This is a genomic window from Pseudomonas salicis, from assembly GCF_057128705.1.
This window is the reverse complement of the sequence record NZ_JBSKHU010000003.1, coordinates 836,162-853,923: the sequence shown is the minus strand read 5'-3', so window position 1 is coordinate 853,923 and position 17,762 is coordinate 836,162. Positions and strand designations below refer to the sequence as shown.

General features: G+C 61.6%; 16 protein-coding genes. 11 read left to right on the top strand and 5 right to left on the bottom strand.

What is annotated here, in order from left to right:
* Window positions 1-115 precede the first annotated feature (115 nt).
* The gene (locus ACWKWE_RS14585; RefSeq protein ID WP_483850928.1) at window positions 116-1,645 is read left to right on the top strand and encodes an MFS transporter; all 1,530 of its coding nucleotides are present in this window, start codon (window positions 116-118) and stop codon (window positions 1,643-1,645) included.
* Window positions 1,646-1,651: 6 nt separating this feature from the next.
* Here the strand turns inward: ACWKWE_RS14585 and ACWKWE_RS14580 are convergent, their stop codons facing one another.
* A complete protein-coding gene (locus tag ACWKWE_RS14580; RefSeq protein ID WP_483850927.1) occupies window positions 1,652-2,473 on the bottom strand; it encodes a helix-turn-helix domain-containing protein in 822 nt (273 codons plus the stop codon).
* A 133-nt stretch (window positions 2,474-2,606) separates the two neighbouring features.
* Between ACWKWE_RS14580 and ACWKWE_RS14575 the strand changes: the two genes are divergently transcribed.
* Together ACWKWE_RS14575 and ACWKWE_RS14570 are read left to right on the top strand one after the other, a co-directional pair.
* On the top strand, window positions 2,607-3,326 hold the full coding sequence (locus tag ACWKWE_RS14575) for a cysteine hydrolase family protein (protein WP_483850926.1): 720 nt from the start codon (window positions 2,607-2,609) through the stop codon (window positions 3,324-3,326).
* 218 nt (window positions 3,327-3,544) lie between these two features.
* Entirely contained in the window at window positions 3,545-3,802 is a 258-nt protein-coding gene (locus ACWKWE_RS14570) for a DUF2790 domain-containing protein (protein WP_166596842.1), read from the top strand.
* A gap of 8 nt (window positions 3,803-3,810) precedes the next feature.
* Here ACWKWE_RS14570 and ACWKWE_RS14565 read toward each other — a convergent pair whose 3' ends face one another.
* Complete coding sequence (locus tag ACWKWE_RS14565; protein ID WP_483850925.1) at window positions 3,811-4,947, bottom strand: glycerate kinase; 1,137 nt, start codon at window positions 4,945-4,947, stop codon at window positions 3,811-3,813.
* Window positions 4,948-5,228: 281 nt separating this feature from the next.
* Here ACWKWE_RS14565 and ACWKWE_RS14560 point away from each other — a divergent pair, with 281 nt between their 5' ends.
* Window positions 5,229-6,434: a GGDEF domain-containing protein gene (locus tag ACWKWE_RS14560; protein ID WP_483850924.1), complete on the top strand. Its 1,206-nt coding sequence runs from the start codon at window positions 5,229-5,231 to the stop codon at window positions 6,432-6,434.
* A 158-nt stretch (window positions 6,435-6,592) separates the two neighbouring features.
* On the opposite strand, the gene ACWKWE_RS14555 is transcribed toward ACWKWE_RS14560, so the two are convergent.
* The gene (locus ACWKWE_RS14555; protein ID WP_483850923.1) at window positions 6,593-7,678 is read right to left on the bottom strand and encodes a sugar diacid recognition domain-containing protein; all 1,086 of its coding nucleotides are present in this window, start codon (window positions 7,676-7,678) and stop codon (window positions 6,593-6,595) included.
* Between the two features lie 255 nt (window positions 7,679-7,933).
* Here ACWKWE_RS14555 and ACWKWE_RS14550 point away from each other — a divergent pair, with 255 nt between their 5' ends.
* Complete coding sequence (locus ACWKWE_RS14550) at window positions 7,934-9,016, top strand: alpha/beta hydrolase (protein ID WP_483850974.1); 1,083 nt, start codon at window positions 7,934-7,936, stop codon at window positions 9,014-9,016.
* A 194-nt stretch (window positions 9,017-9,210) separates the two neighbouring features.
* Here the strand turns inward: ACWKWE_RS14550 and ACWKWE_RS14545 are convergent, their stop codons facing one another.
* Complete coding sequence (locus tag ACWKWE_RS14545; protein ID WP_483850922.1) at window positions 9,211-9,924, bottom strand: FadR/GntR family transcriptional regulator; 714 nt, start codon at window positions 9,922-9,924, stop codon at window positions 9,211-9,213.
* Window positions 9,925-10,264: 340 nt separating this feature from the next.
* On the opposite strand from ACWKWE_RS14545, the gene ACWKWE_RS14540 reads away from it, so the two are divergent.
* From ACWKWE_RS14540 to pncA, 5 genes are all read left to right on the top strand, one after another.
* Window positions 10,265-11,623 (top strand): MFS transporter, encoded by a 1,359-nt coding sequence (locus ACWKWE_RS14540; protein ID WP_483850921.1) that lies wholly within the window; start codon window positions 10,265-10,267, stop codon window positions 11,621-11,623.
* Between the two features lie 60 nt (window positions 11,624-11,683).
* A complete protein-coding gene (gene gudD, locus ACWKWE_RS14535; protein WP_166596835.1) occupies window positions 11,684-13,027 on the top strand; it encodes a glucarate dehydratase in 1,344 nt (447 codons plus the stop codon).
* Between the two features lie 147 nt (window positions 13,028-13,174).
* Window positions 13,175-13,828: a DUF1345 domain-containing protein gene (locus ACWKWE_RS14530; RefSeq protein WP_483850920.1), complete on the top strand. Its 654-nt coding sequence runs from the start codon at window positions 13,175-13,177 to the stop codon at window positions 13,826-13,828.
* A 247-nt stretch (window positions 13,829-14,075) separates the two neighbouring features.
* Entirely contained in the window at window positions 14,076-15,041 is a 966-nt protein-coding gene (locus ACWKWE_RS14525) for a D-2-hydroxyacid dehydrogenase family protein (protein WP_483850919.1), read from the top strand.
* Window positions 15,041-15,691, top strand: a complete 651-nt coding sequence (gene pncA / locus ACWKWE_RS14520; RefSeq protein ID WP_483850918.1) for a bifunctional nicotinamidase/pyrazinamidase — start codon at window positions 15,041-15,043, stop codon at window positions 15,689-15,691. The genes ACWKWE_RS14525 and pncA overlap by 1 nt, the downstream gene beginning before the upstream one ends.
* A gap of 361 nt (window positions 15,692-16,052) precedes the next feature.
* Here pncA and ACWKWE_RS14515 read toward each other — a convergent pair whose 3' ends face one another.
* Window positions 16,053-16,538, bottom strand: coding sequence for an N-acetyltransferase family protein (locus tag ACWKWE_RS14515; RefSeq protein ID WP_483850917.1), 486 nt, complete (start codon window positions 16,536-16,538; stop codon window positions 16,053-16,055).
* Between the two features lie 153 nt (window positions 16,539-16,691).
* On the opposite strand from ACWKWE_RS14515, the gene ACWKWE_RS14510 reads away from it, so the two are divergent.
* On the top strand, window positions 16,692-17,585 hold the full coding sequence (locus ACWKWE_RS14510; RefSeq protein ID WP_483850916.1) for a formate/nitrite transporter family protein: 894 nt from the start codon (window positions 16,692-16,694) through the stop codon (window positions 17,583-17,585).
* The last annotated feature ends 177 nt before the right edge of the window (window positions 17,586-17,762 follow it).

Genomic DNA, 17,762 nt, shown 5'->3' with positions numbered 1-17,762 from the left:
CGCTGCCGCTAGCAGGCCTCTCCGCTACATGGGGGCGCGCTCAGTCAGAAACATACGGATCGTGCCCCGAATGTCGCTCACTGAGCATTAGTCAAAACCTAACACTGGAGCTGCCATGCCTCATCCCAGCCCCCGCATGACCCTGCTCACCGCTTCCGGCGTGTGCTCGCTGATCGTGCTCGACACCAACATCGTTGCCGTGACCCTGCCGAGTATCGCCCGGGACCTGGGCGCCGGGTTCGCCGACATTGAATGGGTGGTCAGCGCCTACATGCTGGCGTTCGCCGCGTTGCTGCTGCCCGCAGGCAGTCTGGCGGACCGCTTCGGGCGCAAGAAGATGCTGCTCACCGGTTTGGTGCTGTTCATCCTCGCATCAGTCGGATGTGGCGCTGCGCCGAACATCGTCTTTCTCGACATCGCCCGGGCGGTCAAGGGCGTGGGGGCCGCACTGCTGTTGACCTCGGCACTGGCCACCATCGGCCACGTGTTTCACGACGAAGTCGAACGGGCCAAGGCCTGGGCGTTCTGGGGCGCGTGCATGGGGGTGGCGATGACGGCTGCGCCCACCGTCGGCGGTTTGATCGCGGAGCTGGTGGGCTGGCGCTGGATTTTTTACCTCAACCTGCCGGTCGGTCTGCTGTTGCTGGCGATGGTGTCGCGCAACGTCGGCGAGTCGCGTAATGAGCAGTCGGCCCGTCTGGACCCCATCGGCAGCCTGTTTTTCAGTGCCAGCCTGTTGAGCCTGATCTGGGGATTGATCGAAGCCAACCGCATCGGTTGGGACAACCCGTTGACCTTCGCCCGCCTGACTGGGGGCGCATTGTTACTGGGCCTGTTTGTGGTCGCGGAGCGCTTGCAGCGTCGGCCCATGGTGGATTTGCAGTTGTTCAAACACCCGCGCTTCATCGGCGCGTTGCTGGGCATGTTCGCCTACGCCGGGTGCGCTCAGGTGATGATGACGCTGCTGCCGTTCTATCTGCAAAACGGCCTCGGTTTCAGCGCCATCAGCTCGGGCCTGGGCATGTTGCCGTTTGCGATCACCATGCTGCTGCTCCCTCGATTGGGGCCAAAACTGGCTCGGCACCTGTCGCCTGCCGCGATGATGGCGTTGGGGCTGACACTGGTCAGCACCGGCAACCTGCTGTGCGCCTGGGCCACCACGCTGGGGGGTTATCCGGCCTTCGCGCTGGCCATGGCGGTGACCGGCGCTGGCGCCGGACTGCTGAACGGTGACACCCAGAAAAACATCATGGCTTGCGTGCCTCGGGAGCGCACCGGCATGGCGTCGGGCATGAGCACCACCATGCGGTTCAGCGCGATCATGCTGGCGGTGGGCGTCTACGGCGCGCTGCTCGCCAGCCACACGTTGAAAGCGTTGAACCTGAGCCTGCGCAACCTCGCGCCGGAATGGCTCGACCAGGCCGAATACATCGCGTCTCGCGTAGTGGCCGGTGACATGAGCGCCGCGTTGCAGGCTGTCGACACGGGCGCCCGCGCCGTGGTGCAACCCTTGGCGCAGCAGGCGTTCGTGACAGGCTTCGGCTCGGTGTTGTGGGTCGCCGGGTGCGTCGGTCTGGTGGGCGCGGTGTTGGTGGGCACCCTGATGCGCAAACCCATCCCAGCCCTGCAACTCAATCCCGCCTGATCCGCTTCAGTCCTGCCGTTTGAGCCATTCCCCAGGCGGCAGGCCCATTTCCTGAACGAACGCTTTGCTGAGCGCCGCTTGGGAGCTGTAGCCCACCGACGCGGCAATCACCTTGAGTTTCACGCCTTGCTTCATCAGGTCCCGCGCCAGCTTCATCCGCCACGCCGTGAGGTAGGCGATAGGTGACACGCCGACCACCTTGAGGAACTGCGCCGAGAATTTGCTGCGGGACATGCACGCCAGCTCGGCCAGTTGCTTGAGGTTCCAGTCCTGCTCCGGACTCAGGTGAATCGCGTTGATCGCAGCACCCAGGTGCGGGTCGAGGATCGCGCTCAACCCACCCCGCGCAATCATCCCGTCCTCCATCGCCCGCCGCACCAGCACGATGAAGATGTATTCGAAGAGCACGCTCAGGCCTTTCCGATGCCCTGCACCTTGGCCGCGAAATTCGGCCAACAGCGCCGTGATCACTGGCACCAGCGGCTCAATGTCCTTGAACGGATACACCAGCGTGTCGGTGACCCCCAGCGGAAATGAGCGGCCCATGCTGACGCCGAACTCGAAGGTCGCGCAGAGGATATCGGCGCCCTGCTCGGTGGTCGGTTGCAGTTTGTAACGGCAGGTGCTCGGACACAGCAGAACGGTGGGGCCGTCCAGTTCGATGCGCGGATGACCGGGGCGAATCAACGCCAGGTCGCCGCGTTCGACGATGTGAATGAACGCCGTGCCGTCGGGCTTGTTGATGTCGAGGGTATCGAACACCGTCCCGGCGTAGAACAGCCGTCCGTTCATGTGGATTCGGTCGAAAAACTCGGATAGCGCGTCCATTGAGTCACTTCAGGCAAAAAACGCGGACGTCGGGACAAAACCCCTCCGACGTAAAGAACGAGGATAACCCTCACTTGCGACGCCCCGGTCGGCGGCGACCGCAAGAGGTTATTCCAATCCGAGGAGCCTCACAATGAGCACTGATTCGAACGTCAATTCCCTCTACCGTGACCCCGAAAACGGTGTGTTGCCGAAGGTCGACTTTTCCCTCGACCTCACGCGTGCCGCGCTGGTGGTGATCGATCCGCAGGTGGATTTTCTGAGCGAAAAAGGCGTGACCTGGCCATTGGTGGGCAACAGCGTCACCGAGAATGGCGTGGTTGGCCACCTGGAGCAGTTATTCGCGGCGTCCAAACAGGCCGGGATCGCGGTGGTCATTTCCCCTCATTATTACTACCCCTGTGACCACACTTGGGAGCATGGCGGACCGCTGGAAAAAATGATGCACGACGTTGGCATGTTCGACCGGACTTCGCCGCTGGACCTGACTGGCTTCGACGGCTCCGGCGCCGACTTCATGCCGCAGTACAAACCGTACATCCTCGACGGCAAAACCATCATCTGCTCGCCGCACAAAATCTACGGCCCGCAGACCAACGACCTGACCCTGCAACTGCGCAAACAAGGGGTCTCGCAGGTGATTCTGGCGGGGATGGCGGCCAATTTGTGCGTCGAATCGCACCTGCGTGATCTGGTGGAACAAGGGTTCGAAGTGGTCGTGGTGCGCGACGCGACGGCCGCGCCGCAGGTGCCGGAGGGTGACGGGTATCAGGCGGCGTTGATCAATTACCGGTTCCTTGCGCATGGGTTGTGGACCACGGCGCAGGTGTTGGAGCAGTTGCAGAGCCGGTGATCGGACTGCGGCACGAGACCTTCGTGGGAGCGAATTCATTCGCGAATGGGTTTACAGGCGACATATCCGGGTCGGCTGCGCCTCCTTCGCGAATGAATTCGCTCCCACAGTTGAATCTGCGTCAAGCAAAGATATTTTCAAGCCTCCGGGAATAACCCTCCCCCGGCTTCGTCATACGGGCTCAAGAAGTTATTAACCCTGAAATGAGGAAGCCTCCCATGAAAACCACACTGATCGCCCTGACCCTGACCGTGTTGAGCAGCGTTGCCCTGACCGCCCACGCCGACATGAAGAACATGCCGCAGGTGCAGGAATACACCTACGGCACCAAGCTCGATATCGCCGAAGTCACCAAGACCCCGAACCTGAATTTCTGCGGCGTGCGCCCGGTGGACCTGGGCTACGTCGATCACATGGGCAAGGCCCACACCCTGCGTTATGAAACCAGCGGCAACACGTGCCTGGGCGACAACTGATCGCTCGATCACCGCGCGGCGAGGCGCCACATCCGCGCCAGATCTCGTGCCCGGTCGTGCAGCAGGGACGCGGCGTTGTCGCAGGCCTGCTCCAGCGTCATCGGCCCGCTGGCCAAGGCAAACGCCGCGCTGATGCCGTGTTCGTAAAGGTCCGCGTAGCCCTCGCCCAAGGTGCCCGCAAGCACGATCACCGGCACGCCATGACGCTGGGCGATTTTCGCGACACCGAACGGCGTCTTGCCGCGCAGGGTCTGGGCATCGAAGCGCCCTTCCCCGGTGATCACCAGATCGGCGCCCTGTAGAGCGGCGGCCAGACCGGTCAGGTCAGCGACCACTTCCACACCCGGACGGAACGAAGCATTGAGATAGGCTTTGGCAGCGAAGCCCATTCCCCCTGCCGCGCCGGTGCCAGGGTACTCGCTGTCATCCTTGCCCAGCACGCGGGCAGAGACTTCGGCGAAGTGGCCCAACGCTGCGTCCAATGCCAGCACCTGCTCCGGCGAAGCGCCTTTCTGTGGCCCGAAAATATGTGAGGCGCCGTTGGGTCCGCAGAGTGGGTTGTTGACGTCGGCGGCGACTTCGAACTGCACGTCCTTGAGGCGGGCGTCCAGCCCATCCAGATCAATCTGTGCGACCTGGCTCAGTGCCAGGCCGCCGGGGGGGAGCGGCTCGCCCTCTTGATCGAGAAAGCGCGCACCCAAGGCCGACAGCATGCCCGTGCCCGCATCATTGGTGGCACTGCCGCCGATGGCCAGAATGACCCGCTGCGCACCGGCGTCCAACGCGGCGGCGATCAATTCGCCGGTGCCGTACGTCGTCGTGACCGTGGCATCGCGCTGTTTCAGGGTCAGCATCTGCAAGCCGCTGGCCATCGCCATTTCGATGATCGCGGTACGGGTGTCAGGCAACCATCCCCACTGCGCCTGTGTCGATGCGCCCAACGGTCCTGTTGCATCGGTGGTCATCCATTGCCCGCCACACGCCGCCAACACGGCTTCGATGGTGCCTTCGCCGCCATCGGCCATTGGGCATTCGACCAGCCGCGCGTCCGGCCACACCTCACGCAAGCCGCTGGCAATGGCCTGGGCGACACCTTGGGCGCTGAGGCTGTCCTTGAAGGAATCCGGGGCGATGACGATGTTCATGGTGTTCTCCTTATCGATGGTCGCGATCTTCGCACGGGTGCCGGGAAATTCCGCCTGCCCTTCGCACAACGCGGTCAGACGCTGTGTTGTTCATCTGAACAAAAGGCCCGGCGATATCGTCGGTTGGCGGGTTGCTCTCTATAACGTCTGCTGTATCGGAGACATTTCGGCCACACAAACCGGCGAATATGACACTATATAGCCACTATTTTTTACGGGTTATCGCCACCTCATGGCCGATCTGCCCGTTTTGGTTTTTTCACGATGAAAGCCGCAGCCCTATGCTTCTGAACGATCCCGTCACCCTGCTGTTAATCATCATCCCGTTCGGACTCATGACCACGCTGATGCTGTGCCTGTCCTACGTCGGCACCAGCCGTCACCCCGCGCCGCTGCACTGGTGGATTGCCGGGGATCTGGTGCTGGCGGCCTATCGCGCGGTCGACCTGATGCAACCCGGCGTCATTCCCCAGGGCCCCGACTGGCTGGGCATTCTCACGCCCGAAACTGCCTTTATCGCCAACACTGCAGGGCTGTTGCTGGCCATCGGTTGCCACACCTTGGCGCTGCATCAACTGGCCGAACGTGCCCAAGGTGTCGCGTGGCACCTGCGAATGCTGCTCACGCCCGTGTTGCTGTACGGCATCGGCGCCAGTGTGCTGCTGCACAACGATTACATGCTGTCGTGGTTTTTTCTGTTCTGCGTGCTGACCATCGCCGTGCAGTTCTGCGTGACTTGGCCGTTGAGAAAACGTTTTCGGGGTGCCTGGGCGTTGCTTGCCGGGCACATCGCGCTGCTTATCTTTCATGCCCATTCCGCGATTACGCTGGCCGTCGATCCCCCGCCGCCCTTGGCCTTCGATGAACCGGATATGTTCTCGCTGCCTGCGCTGGCGATGGATTTCATGGTCTCGTTTCTGTTCACCCTCAGCTTCGCCCTTATGTTGCAGGAGCAATTGCGCCAGCAGGTCGTGCAATTGAGCATCACCGACACCCTGACCGGCGCCCTGAACCGACGCGGCGCGGTGGCGACGATTCTTCATCAGGAGCGTCGTCAGAACGGGCCGCAACGCTACCCGCTGGCCGTGGCGATGATCGACCTGGACAACTTCAAGCGCATCAACGACCAGTACGGGCATGCGATGGGGGATTCGGCCCTGCAACTGTTCGCCAACACTGTGACTCGGTTGATGCGCAAGGATGACGTGTTCGTGCGTTGGGGCGGCGAGGAATTTCTGTTGGTGTTCCCCGGCACCGACGTGCAACAGGCGCAGATGTTCATGAAACGCTTGTGCGAGGCGCTGGACCCGCCGAAGGCAGAAGCGAAGCTGCCGTTTCCGATTGGCTTCAGCGCCGGGCTGGCGCAAACCTCGACGTTGAACAGCCGGAAAGATTTCGAAGCCCTGTTGCGCTCGGTGGACAAGGCGCTGTATCGGGCCAAGCAGGTGCGCGGGCGGGTTGAGGTGGTCGAGGCGATGGATTTGTAAAGCGTGCCGGGTACCGGACTCGACCTGTGGGAGCGAATTCATTCGCGAGACATGGGCACTGCTCCTCATAGCCAGCGCCAGACACGCCGTCTCGCGAATGAATTCGCTCCTACAGAGGAGCCGGGATGCCATGGATTGCAGCGTCGGGGCCTGATGACTTAGCGCGGGATCATCTGCATTCCCAGGTACAACCTCAACAGCTCATCGGTCCGGTACGGGTCACACCCGCTCACCTCGGCAATTTTTTCCAGCCGATAGCGCAAGCTGTTGCGATGAATCCCCAAGGCATCGGCGCAGGCCTGGCTTTCGCCGCTGTAATCGAACCAGGCGCGCAGGGTGTCGAGCAGTTGGCCGTTACCCTGCAAACGCAGCACCGGTTCGGCGATTTCCTCGGCCAGCCAGTCATGGCGATTGCGCCAGAACAGCACCGCCAGCCGATGATTCGCCAACCTCAACAGCCGGTGTTGCGGTTGAACGTGACGGGCGTAATCCAGCAGATCGCGGGCGGCCGTGCAGGCGTGGCGTAAAGAGATCAGGTCTGACGACGGCTCGACCGTGGCCATGCGCGACACCGGCCAACCCTGCTCGTCGAACTGCTCCAGTAACAAGGCATCATCGCGATCCTTGCCCGCCGCACGACACCAATACACCAGGCTCGGCTCGCACGACACACACCAACTGTTGGCGTAACGTCCGTTCAACCAGGCCGCCAACGGACCCGCATAGCCCGCACCGTCAGGCAGTTCAATCAACACCGCCTGACGCGGCAATTGCGGCTGCAAACCCAGCTGTTCGGCCTCATCGACCAGATGCTCGGCGCTGTCGCCCCACAACAGCCGCGCCAGCAAATCCTCACTGCGCTGATGCCGCCACTGCTGGTCGGCCTGCTGACGACGGTGCTCCATGAGCATTTCCGCCGTCATCTTCACCAGCTCGGCATAGACCCGCACCTGATCCGGCTCCCCCGTGATGCCCAGCACCCCCACCAGCTTCTGGTCCAGCATCAACGGCAGGTTCACCCCCGGTCGCACCCCGTCCAGTTGCCTGGCCGTGTGCGCATCGATTTCCACCACCCGACGATTGGCCAGCACCAACTGCGCGCCCTCATGCCGCGTGTACAACCGCTCCGCCTCACCGCTGCCAATGATGATGCCGAGGTAATCCATCACATTGACGTTGCACGGCAAAATCGCCATCGCCCGATCAACAATGTCCTGGGCCAGCGCGTGATCAAGGGCGAACATGGGGCACTTCCGGGGAGCGGCGCGTTAAACGGGTCATACAGGTCACATCTTGTTTTTAGGGGTCTGCGGAGTCTGCCTGATTTTTGCCGCGAGTTCCCGCATGACAATCACCCGCCCCGGATACCCAAGGCATCGACAGCGTGTCAGAGTGCCAAGCATCGCCGATGCTTGTGAGGTCACACCACTTTGCCCCTATCCCGCCTCGCCCTGTTCTTTCTTCCCCTACTGACCCTCCCCGCCTGCGCGTCCACCGAGGTGCCGTTGGGTCAGTCGAGTTTTGCCGAGTATCGCCAACAGACCCTGGCCTGGCTTCAGCAGAACCGCACCTTTCAAACCGATGATCACGCTGCCGAGCTGGAGTGGAACGCGCCCCGTGAGTGGCGGCCTGTGGGGGTGGCGAAGGGCGGGATTCTGCTGGTGCATGGGCTGGGGGATTCGCCGTGGTCGTTCAATGATGTGGGGCAGGCGCTGGCCGATCAGGGCTTTCTGGTGCGCACGGTGTTGTTGCCGGGGCACGGCAGCAAGCCCTCGGACATGCTTGATGTGACGCTCAAACAGTGGCAGCAGGTGGTGCGCGAACAGACGCTGATTATGCGTCGCGAGGTGCCGACGGTGTATCTGGGGGGCTTTTCCACCGGGGCCAATCTCGTGCTGGATTATGCCTATGCGCATGCGGACGTTGCCGGACTGGTGCTGTTTTCTCCTGCGTTTCGCCCGGAAAATACTTACGCCTGGGTGACGCAGTACATCGGCTGGTTCCGGCCGTGGCTGGCGAAGCCCGACGATGGCGTCCGACCGATGCAGACCCCGGTTCGTTATCTGAATGTGCCCACCAATGGGTTCGCCCAGTTCTACCGCAGCGCTTTGCTGGCACAGGACCGTATTCAAGAGCGGCCTTACGACAAGCCGGTGTTCGTTGCGATCACGCAGCACGACTCGGTGCTCGACACGGCGTATGTGCTGGACACGTTCAATGCGCGTTTCAGGCACCCGGACAGCCGCCTGATCTGGTACGGGGATCAACCGGCGAACGCCGCCCAATCGCCGCGCGTGCTGGTGCGCACTGACTACCTGCCAGAGTTTCGCATTGCCCAGTTTTCCCATATGGGGCTGCTGTTCTCGCCGGAGAATCCGTTGTACGGGCAGGATGGGCGTCAGCGGATTTGCTGGAACGGTCAGGAAGCGGCGGACATGCAAGAGTGTTTGAAGGGTGATGCGGTGTGGTACTCGGACTGGGGGCATCGCGAGCCGGGCAAGGTGTTTGCGCGGTTGACGTTCAACCCGTATTTCCAGTGGCAGATGGGGGTGATGATGGGGGTGTTGCAGTCAGCTCATTAGGGTCGGATGCGGTATCCCTGTGGGAGCGAATTCATTCGCGAAAGGGTTGGGCAGGCGACAGATACGTGTGGGATGTACCCACGTTTCGCGAATGAATTCGCTCCCACAGTTAAGCCTGCGTATTGCCGCACATTTCGTGGCGATATCGCTCCTACAGCCAAGTCCGCGTCAGACCGATTGCCTGACCGATCGTTTCACTCCCCCGGCGCCAGCCGCTCTCGGCTGTTGCTCAAGTGGGTCAGCATCGCGGCGCGGGCGGCGTCGGGGTCCTGGCGGCGGATGGCGGCGAGGATGGCTTCGTGCTCCAGATTCGCCAGATAGGCATGGTTCGTCAGGCTGGTGCCAGCCCGTTCGCTGGTGGCGATGCGGCTGCGGGGGATGACGGCGTTGCCCAGGTTCTGCAGGATCTCGACGAAGTACGGGTTACCCGTCGCTTCGGCAATCAGCAGGTGAAAGCGGCGGTCCGCCTCCACGCAGCTGTCTTCCTTGGCCAGCAGGTCCTGATAGTCATCCAGTGCCAAACGCATGGCCGACAGCTGTTCCAGGGATCGCCGCTGAGCCGCCAGCGCGACGGCCTGGGTTTCAAGGCCCAGCCGCAGTTCGATGATGTGGCGCACGCTGAACGCGGTTTCGACGTTCAAACGCATGCCGCTCTGCTCGGTGCGTTGCAGCACGAAGGTGCCTTTGCCTTGATGGGTTTCCACCAGCCCCGATGCCTGCAACTTGGAGATCGCCTCCCGAACCACGGTCCGGCTTACCCCGTGCTGACGCACGATTTCACTCTCGGACGGCAGCTTTTCCCCCGGCGCGATGCTGCCCATGAGAATCCGCTGACTGAGGTCTGTGACCAGGTCCGTGGCCAGGTTGTGTTGCCGCCGTTTGGGAAGTCTATGAGAGGGTGGTTGCATGGAGGTTGTCCTAACAGTGGCCTCGATTGACTGAAAGCCCGACCCAGTCGCACTTGTCTTTTTTCAGTTCGACAGGTTGAGGCGAGTGGTCGCCTGGCACCTCGCAGGCTTTGAGAAAACCCCATCAGAACCCCCGCAAAACAGGGCAACCGACCGCTCAAACAGACTTATTCAACTTGTCAGACAAGCAAGCCTATGACACCAAAATATTTCCCACAAGCCCTTGAAAACCGCTTGCGGAGATAACGCGCACTTGTATGATGACTAACAACAAGGCGCACACACCTTGTCACACACATACGAAAGCCCCGCATAAAAATAATCAGTGGGAGTCAACAGAGTGAACACACCCTCATCACGAGTGGATGACGTCAACGATTCCGTCTTGCAATCGGCGGTTTCCAAAGTCAAACGTCATATCCTGCCGCTGTTCGTCATCATGTTCATCGTCAACTACATCGACCGGGTCAACATCGGTTTCGTCCGCAGTCACATGGAACACGACCTGGGCATCGGCGCAGCCGCCTACGGTTTTGGCGCTGGCCTGTTCTTCGTCGCCTACGCGCTGTTCGAAGTCCCCTCCAACATCCTCATGCAGAAAGTCGGCGCCCGCCTCTGGCTGACCCGTATCATGTTCACGTGGGGCCTGGTCGCGGCTGGCATGGCCTTCATTCAAAACGAAACCCACTTCTACATCCTGCGCTTCCTGCTGGGCGTGGCCGAAGCCGGTTTCTTTCCGGGGGTGATCTACTACTTCACCCGCTGGCTGCCGGGCGTCGAGCGCGGCAAGGCCATCGCCATCTTCCTCAGCGGCTCGGCGTTTGCCTCGCTGATCTCTGGCCCGCTGTCCGGCATGCTCCTGCAAATCGAAGGCCTGGGCATGCACGGCTGGCAGTGGATGTACCTCATCGAAGGCCTGTTCTCGGTCGGTCTGTGCGTGTTCGTCTGGTTCTGGCTGGATTCCAGACCCCAGGACGCCAAGTGGATGACCCAGGCGGAAAAAGACGCGCTGACGGACACCATCGACGCTGAACAGCGCGCCCGTGAAGCCGCCAGCCCGGTGAAGCTGTCTATCGGCCAGTTGCTGAAAGACCCGCAAATCATCCTGTTCTGCCTGATGTACTTCTTCATTCAATTGACGATCTACGCAGCGACGTTTTGGCTGCCGAGCATCATCAAGAAGATGGGCAACCTGAGCGACTTCCAGGTCGGTCTGTACAACTCGATCCCCTGGTTCATCGCCATCGTCTGCATGTACGGCTTCGCCAGCCTCTCGGCGAAGTGGAAGCACCAGCAGGCCTGGGTCGCCGCGGCGCTGCTGATCGCGGCTGCCGGGATGTTTATGTCCACCACGGGCGGTCCAGTGTTCGCCTTCGTTGCCATCTGCTTCGCGGCGATGGGTTTCAAATCGGCCTCGTCGCTGTTCTGGCCGATCCCGCAAGGCTATCTCGACGCCCGCATCGCCGCTGGCGTGATCGCCCTGATCAACTCCGTGGGCAACCTCGGCGGCTTCGTTGCACCGACCGCGTTCGGCATCCTCGAACAACAGACCGGCTCGATTCAGGGTGGGCTGTACGGCCTGACCGCCACGTCGATCATCGCTGCGATCCTGGTGTTCAGCGTGCGCACGACACCGAAACCCGGCGCGGCGCCCGTCACCGCAGGGTCAAAACCCGACGCCACGCCCAGCCATTCGTAACGACTTGAACCCCGATTCAACGGCGCCCTCGCGGCGCCCTGCACAACCAAGGATTTCGCCATGACGACACAGACTTCCGGCAGCACCCCCGTTATCACCGACATGCAGGTCATCCCGGTCGCGGGCCACGACGACATGCTGCTCAACCTGAGCGGCGCCCATGGTCCGTATTTCACGCGCAACATCGTGATCCTGAAAGACAACGCGGGTCACACCGGCGTCGGTGAAATCCCCGGCGGCGAGAAGATCCGTCAGACCCTGGAAGACGCTCGCGCCCTGGTCGTCGGCAGCACCATCGGCAACTACCAGAAGATTCTGAACGACGTGCGCCGCACCTTCGCCGAGCGCGATTCCGGCGGTCGTGGCCTGCAAACCTTCGACCTGCGCATCACCATTCACGCGGTCACCGGCATCGAAGCCGCTGTGCTCGACCTGCTCGGTCAACACCTGGAAGTGCCGGTCGCGGCCCTGCTCGGCGAAGGCCAGCAGCGTGACGAAGTGAAGATGCTTGGCTACCTGTTCTACGTCGGCGACCAGAAGAAAACCAACCTGCCCTACCGCACTGAAGAAGACGCCGACAACGACTGGTTCCGCGTGCGTCACGAAGAAGCCCTGACCCCGGAGCGCGTGGTGCGTCTGGCGGAAGCGGCGTTCGAGCGTTATGGCTTCGAAGACTTCAAACTCAAAGGCGGCGCGTTGAGCGGCGACGCGGAAATCGAGGCGGTCACTGCGCTGGCCGAGCGTTTCCCGAAAGCCCGCATCACCCTCGACCCGAACGGCGCCTGGTCGCTGAAAGAAGCCATCCGCCTGTGCCGCGATCAGCACAAGGTGCTGGCCTACGCCGAAGACCCGTGCGGTGCTGAAAATGGCTACTCGGGCCGTGAAGTGATGGCTGAGTTCCGCCGCGCCACCGGTCTGCGCACCGCCACCAACATGATCGCCACCGACTGGCGTGAAATGGGCCACGCGATCCAGCTGCAATCGGTGGACATCCCGCTGGCCGACCCGCACTTCTGGACCATGCAGGGTTCAGTGCGCGTGGCGCAGATGTGCAACGAGTGGGGCCTGACGTGGGGCTCGCATTCCAACAACCACTTCGACATTTCCCTGGCGATGTTCACCCACGCCGCCGCAGCGGCGCCGGGCAACATCACCGCCATTGACACCCACTGGATCTGGCAGGACGGCCAGCGCCTGACCAAAGCCCCGCTGCAGATCATCGGCGGCAACGTGCAGGTGCCGAAGAAACCGGGCCTCGGGGTCGAGATCGACATGGATCAGGTGGCCAAGGCCCACGAGCTGTACAAAGGCATGGGCCTCGGTGCGCGGGACGATAGCGTCGCGATGCAGTTCCTGATTCCGAACTGGACGTTCAACAATAAGCAGCCTTGCCTGGTCCGTTAATACGGGCTCGCAACGCTGCCTGAAACAGAACCACGTTAACTGCCATATGGCGACCGGCGCGTAACCCCTTGCGCGCCGTTTTTCTTCATCTGCTCCACTGTTCATGGCGTGCTAAGGTTCCAGCATCTCACTGCCGTGAAGCCGTCCATGTCCCATCTGACCCAGACCCACCCTCGCCTGACCATCGCCATCGCTTTCGGTGTTGTCGCGGGCATCGTTGCCGCCCTCGTCGCCCCCTCCATCACCCTCACCAGTAAATGCCTGATCGCCTGGAACGTCGCCGGTTGGGTGTACATGCTGCTGATCATGATCCGCACGTTTAAATCCAACGCCGAAGCCGTGCGACGCATCGCCGAAGTCGAGGATGAAAACGCTGGCTGGGTGCTGGTGATGGTCTGTGTGGCGGCGATTGCCAGCCTCGCCGCCATCGTGCTGGAACTGGCCGGGATCAAGGACATGTCTTCCAGCGACAAGGCGCTGCATTACGCGTTTACCGGGTTCACCATCGTCGGGTCGTGGCTGTTGATCGGGGTGATTTTCAGCCTGCATTACGCCCGGATGTTTTACACCTGGAACGGCGACGACGCGGCGTTGCGGTTTGCCGACGGTGAGCAGAATCCGGATTACTGGGACTTCCTGTACTTCTCGTTCACTATCAGTGTGGCGGTGCAGACCTCGGACGTGGGCGTGGCGACCCGAAATTTGCGCAAGGTGGTGCTGGCGCAGTCGTTGATCGGGTTTCTATTCAACACGTCGATATTGGGGTTTTCGATCAACATCGCGGCGGGGTTGTTCAACTGATCCCAGAATCGACACCAATCCCCCTGTAGGAGCGAATTCATTCGCGAGACGTCGGTACAGCTGGCCGATTTTCGGGGTCTGAAAGGCCGCCTCGCGAATGAATTCGCTCCTGCAGGTATGCATTCCAACGTATGGGGCAAGGTCAGCAACACCCGGCGCAGAGCGGCGATGGGGTTCCACTGACGGTTGGGCAGGCGTATGTTGGCCTCCACAAATCCAATGTGCTCTTGAACGAGGCTTAACCGAAATGACTCAGGGTTCCGCGCTGAGAATTGCCGTGCTCGATGACTGGCAGTCCGTTGCCCAGAACGTGGTGGACTGGACCGTACTCAACCCGATTGGCGAGGTCAGCTTCCTCCACGACTTCCCCGCCGATACCGCGACCATGGTCGCCCGCCTCAACGACTTCAACGTGATTTGCGTGATGCGCGAACGCACGATCTTCGACGATGCCCTGCTCAGCCAGTTGCCCAACCTCAAGTTGCTGGTCACCGGCGGCATGCGCAACGCGGCGCTGGACCTCAAGGCCGCCGCGCGTCTGGGCATCACGGTGGTTGGCACCGAGAGCTACAAATACGCCGCCCCCGAGCTGACCTGGGCGTTGATCATGGGCGTCACCCGCAACATCGTCGACGAGGCCAACTCCCTGCGCGCGGGCAACTGGCAGATCGGCATTGGCACCGACCTGTATGGCAAGACTCTGGGGATTGTCGGCCTCGGCAGCATTGGCCAGAAGATCGCCCGCTACGCGCTGGCCTTCGACATGAAGGTCATTGCCTGGAGCGAGAACCTCACCGCCGAACGGGCCGCCGAACATGGCGTGACCTACGTCAGCAAAGACGAGCTGTTCGAGCAGTCAGACATCATCTCGGTCAACCTGGTGCTGAGTGATCGCAGCCGCGGGCTGGTGGACGCCGCCTCGCTGAACCGCATGAAACCCACGGCGTATCTGGTCAACACCGCTCGCGGCCCGATCGTCGATGAAGACGCGCTGGTCGACGTGCTCAAGCAGAAGAAGATCGCCGGTGCGGCGCTGGATGTGTATGGCATCGAACCGCTGCCCGCCGATCACCCGTTCCGCAGCCTGCCGAACCTGCTGGCGACGCCGCACGTGGGCTATGTCACCGAAAACAACTACCGGATGTTCTTCAGCCAGATGATTGAAGACATACAGGCGTGGCACGCGGGTGCGCCGATTCGGGTGTTTGGCTGATGGCCGCCGCCCTCTCCCGGACGCCTTCAGACCCTCGTGCCGCGCTGTTGGTCATCGACATGCAGTACGACTTCATGCCCGGTGGCGCGCTCGCAGTGGCCGAGGGTGATCAACTGGTGCCGCTGATCAACCGCCTGGGCGCGCAGTTTCGCAACGTGGTGATCACGCAAGACTGGCACCCGGCCGGGCACATTTCGTTCGCATCGAGTCATGCCGGGCGCGCGCCGTTCGACAGCATCACCCTGCCCTACGGCCCGCAAACGCTGTGGCCGGATCATTGCGTTCAAGGGACTTCCGGTTCGGCGCTGCATGCCGACCTTGATATTCCCCAAGCGCAGTTGATCCTGCGCAAGGGCTGCAACGCCGGGATCGACAGTTATTCGGCGTTCGTCGAAGCAGATCGCACGACCCAGACCGGGCTGGCGGGGTATTTGAAGGAGCGCGGGGTCGACAGCGTGTTCGTGGTCGGCCTGGCGCTGGACTTCTGCGTGGCATGGTCGGCGCTGGATGCGCGGGCGGCGGGATTCAATACGTGGGTGATCGCTGACGCGTGCAAGGCGATCGACCTCGGCGGGTCGCTGGAAAAGGCGTGGCAGGACCTGACGGCGGCGGGTGTGGTGCGGATTGACAGTGCTGATCTGACGGGCTGAACCGGATACCCGTCGCCTTCGCGCCAGGCTGAGGCCTGGCGTGCGCTGACGATCCTCTGTGGGAGCGAATTCATTCGCGAATGGTTGGTACAGCCTGCACATCTCCATCGCCTGTCCCAACTTTCGCGAATGAATTCGCTCCCACAGTTAAACCTGCGTCAGGCCGCACATTCGTGGCGATATCGCTCCCACAGTTAAACCTGCGTCAGGCCGCACATTCGTGGCGATATCGAACCCCTGTGGGAGCGAATTCATTCGCGAAGGGGCTTGGCAGGCGCTACATCTACGTCGGATGTACCGGACTCTCGTGGGAATACCGCCCAGAATGAATTCGCGCCTATAGGTCATCCACCGTGCCGGCCTACTCGTTACCCAACGCAAACCGCTTCAACCCTTCCCCTTCCATCCGATACCGCACCCACTCGTCCTGCGGTTCGGCGCCAATCGATTTATAGAAATTGATCGCGGGCTGGTTCCAGTCCAGCACGCTCCATTCGAAACGACCGCATCCGGTGTCATGGGCGATCTTCGCCAGATGCCGCAGCAGTTGCTTGCCCGCGCCAATCCCGCGCTGGCTGGCAGACACGAACAGGTCTTCCAGGTACAGCCCCTTGCGGCCCTGCCACGTCGAGTAGCTGAGGAAATACACCGCAAAACCGATGGGCTGGTCGTTGAGCAGGCAAATCAGCGCCTTGGCCGGTGACGGCTCGTCGAACAGGCTGCGCTCGATGTCGGCGACGCTGGCCTTGACCTCGTGCTCGGCTTTTTCGTAGATCGCAAGCTCGGTGATGAAGCCCAGAATCACGGCGGCATCGGCGCGGGTGGCGTCTCGAATATGAAGGGTCACGGTGGGGTCTCCCGAATCAATGAAAAGGCCGCCGCGCAGGGGCGAACGACGGGGAGCGGATTGTGTCTCAACCAACAGCACGGCGCAGCAGGTACACCGAAAAAAACTGACCGTCTCCCTCAGCAAACCGCCAGACTACCCAAGAGAAGCAGCATGGACACTGAACAAGACGGCAAGACCCCCGGCCTTACCCCCGAAGAAGAACGCGACATCGACGAGAACCAGCCCCCCCGCGCCGCCGTGCTGCACGAGACGATCCGCATGCAGGGCGATCAGGAGCTGGAGCGCAACGTCGCCGCGCTGTTCTGGTCGGCATTGGCCGCGGGCCTGACCATGGGCCTGTCGCTGATGGCCATGGGGCTGCTCAACTCGCGGCTGCCGGACGGCGAAGCGTTCAAGGTGATCGCCAGCGTGGGCTACAGCGCCGGGTTTCTTGCGGTGATCCTTGCCCGTCAGCAACTGTTCACTGAAAACACCCTGACGGCCGTGCTGCCGGTGATGAGCAAGCCGACGCTGAACAACTTCGGCCGTCTCCTGCGGCTCTGGAGTGTGGTGCTGGTGGGCAACTTGTGCGGCACGCTGCTGGTGGCGTACGTGATGCTGGAACTGCCGATTTTCGACAGCAAGACCGACGCCGCCTTTCTGGACATCGGCCGCAAGGTGATGGAAAACGGCACCACGCAGATGTTCGCCAAGGGCATCGTCTCCGGCTGGATGATCGCCACCATGGTCTGGATGATCCCCTCCATGGAAAACGCCAAGATGTGGATCATCCTGATGATCACCTACCTGATGGCGCTGGGGGATTTCACCCACATCGTGGTCGGCTCGGCGGAGGTCTCGTACCTGGTGTTCGCCGGGGAATTGTCGTGGAAAGAGTTCTGGCTGGTGTTCGCCGGGCCGACCCTCGCGGGGAATATCATCGGCGGGAGCTTTATCTTCGCACTGATCAGCCATGCGCAGATTCGAAGTGAGAGCGGGACGCCAAAGAAAGAACAGCGTTCGGATAAAAAGCGCGAGGGCAACCGCGCCCCCAAGACGGAATGAGTCATCTGTGGGAGCGAATTCATTCGCGATACGTCGGTACAGTCGATAGAGAGGTGTTGCCCGCACCGACGTATCGCGAAAGAATTCCCACCCACAGGTCATAGATCGTTTGCGAAATAAAGGCCGCAGTTCGTACTTAAATAATTTTTAAGAAATACCGGCTACGTTTAAAGGCAA